Source organism: Halogeometricum sp. S3BR5-2 (genome assembly GCF_031624635.1).
GTDB lineage: Archaea > Halobacteriota > Halobacteria > Halobacteriales > Haloferacaceae > Halogeometricum > Halogeometricum luteum.
This window is the reverse complement of the sequence record NZ_JAMQOQ010000015.1, coordinates 2,508-4,765: the sequence shown is the minus strand read 5'-3', so window position 1 is coordinate 4,765 and position 2,258 is coordinate 2,508. Positions and strand designations below refer to the sequence as shown.

Here is a 2,258-nt window from a genome sequence, read left to right as displayed (position 1 = left end):
GGGAACATTCCGGTTGATCCTGCCGGAGGCCATTGCTATCGGAGTCCGACTTAGCCATGCTAGTTGCGCGAGTTCAGACTCGCAGCAGATAGCTCAGTAACACGTGGCCAAGCTACCCTGCAGACACGGACAACCTCGGGAAACTGAGGCTAATCCGCGATACCGATCTCACGCTGGAACAGCCGAGATCATCAAACGCTCCGGCGCTGCAGGATGCGGCTGCGGCCGATTAGGTAGACGGTGGGGTAACGGCCCACCGTGCCGATAATCGGTACGGGTTGTGAGAGCAAGAGCCCGGAGACGGAATCTGAGACAAGATTCCGGGCCCTACGGGGCGCAGCAGGCGCGAAACCTTTACACTGCACGCAAGTGCGATAAGGGGACTCCGAGTGCGAGGGCATATAGTCCTCGCTTTTGAGAACCGTAAGGCGGTTCTCGAATAAGAGCTGGGCAAGACCGGTGCCAGCCGCCGCGGTAATACCGGCAGCTCAAGTGATGGCCAATCTTATTGGGCCTAAAGCGTCCGTAGCTGGCCGTGAAAGTTCGTCGGGAAATCCATCCGCTCAACGGATGGGCGTCCGGCGAAAACTTCACGGCTTGGGACCGGAAGGCTCGAGGGGTACGTCCGGGGTAGGAGTGAAATCCCGTAATCCTGGACGGACCGCCGATGGCGAAAGCACCTCGAGAAGACGGATCCGACAGTGAGGGACGAAAGCTAGGGTCTCGAACCGGATTAGATACCCGGGTAGTCCTAGCCGTAAACAATGTTCACTAGGTGTGGCACAGGCTACGAGCCTGTGCTGTGCCGTAGGGAAGCCGAGAAGTGAACCGCCTGGGAAGTACGTCCGCAAGGATGAAACTTAAAGGAATTGGCGGGGGAGCACTACAACCGGAGGAGCCTGCGGTTTAATTGGACTCAACGCCGGACATCTCACCAGCTCCGACTACAGTAATGACGGTCAGGTTGATGACCTCGCCACGAGCTGTAGAGAGGAGGTGCATGGCCGCCGTCAGCTCGTACCGTGAGGCGTCCTGTTAAGTCAGGCAACGAGCGAGACCCGCACTCTTAATTGCCAGCAGCAGTTCCGACTGGCTGGGTACATTAGGAGGACTGCCAGTGCCAAACTGGAGGAAGGAACGGGCAACGGTAGGTCAGTATGCCCCGAATGAGCTGGGCTACACGCGGGCTACAATGGCCGAAACAATGGGTTGCAACCCCGAAAGGGAACGCTAATCTCCGAAATTCGGTCGTAGTTCGGATTGAGGGCTGAAACTCGCCCTCATGAAGCTGGATTCGGTAGTAATCGCATTTCAGAAGAGTGCGGTGAATACGTCCCTGCTCCTTGCACACACCGCCCGTCAAAGCACCCGAGTGAGGTCCGGATGAGGCCATCGCAAGATGGTCGAATCTGGGCTTCGCAAGGGGGCTTAAGTCGTAACAAGGTAGCCGTAGGGGAATCTGCGGCTGGATCACCTCCTAACGATCGGGACTGGGCCGACGCGCCCAGCCCACCTTTGGCACATTCGCGTGCCGCTTCCGTTCGACCGCTCGACACCACCCAACCGAACGGGCACCTTAGAACTACCAAGGCTAACACGGGCCCGTAGCTCAGCGGCAGAGCACCTCCTTTGCAAGGAGGAAGCCCTGGGTTCAAATCCCAGCGGGTCCATACTGGGACAGCATACGAACGAATCGCTCCCCTTAAGTGGGAGCGAGGGTTTCGTACAAATCCCACGAACTGATGCACTATCCCGCGAGAGCGCGGATAGGAAGGGTTCGACGGACGCTCCGGAACATATCACACCCTCCGGACGTTCAATGACGACCGTATGTACGCGTGCAATCCAGACGCCCACTGAACCCGTTCACACGGGACACGTGGACGTCCGATAACAACTGTAACTGGCTACTGTACTGGCTGGTGAATGGCTCGGCTCGAGAGCCGACGAAGGACGTGCCAAGCTGCGATAAGCCTGAGGAAGCTGCATGGAAGCGAAGAACTCAGGATCTCCGAATGGGAATCCCTTCAACAATTGCCATCGCGCAATAGGGAACGTTCCGAATTGAAACATCTTAGTAGGAACAGGAACAGAAATCAATCCGAGATGTCGTTACTAACGGCGAGTGAACGCGACACAGTCCAAACCGAATCCGCAAGGAAATGTGGTGTACGGACATCCTATAACGGCTCTCAACCTTACGAGAAGTCTCCTGGAATGGAGCGTGATACAGGGTGACAACCCCGTATCGTAAGCGC

General features: G+C 57.1%; 1 tRNA gene and 2 rRNA genes (1 of these 3 only partly in view). All 3 read left to right on the top strand.

From position 1 onward, the window contains the following. Positions 1–6 precede the first annotated feature (6 nt). Positions 7–1,479, top strand: a 16S ribosomal RNA gene (locus NDI79_RS23470). Between the two features lie 119 nt (positions 1,480–1,598). After that, positions 1,599–1,670 (top strand) — tRNA-Ala (locus tag NDI79_RS23465). Between the two features lie 228 nt (positions 1,671–1,898). After that, positions 1,899–2,258, top strand: a 23S ribosomal RNA gene (locus tag NDI79_RS23460); its annotated part runs 2,507 nt beyond the window's last position; the annotation flags it as partial.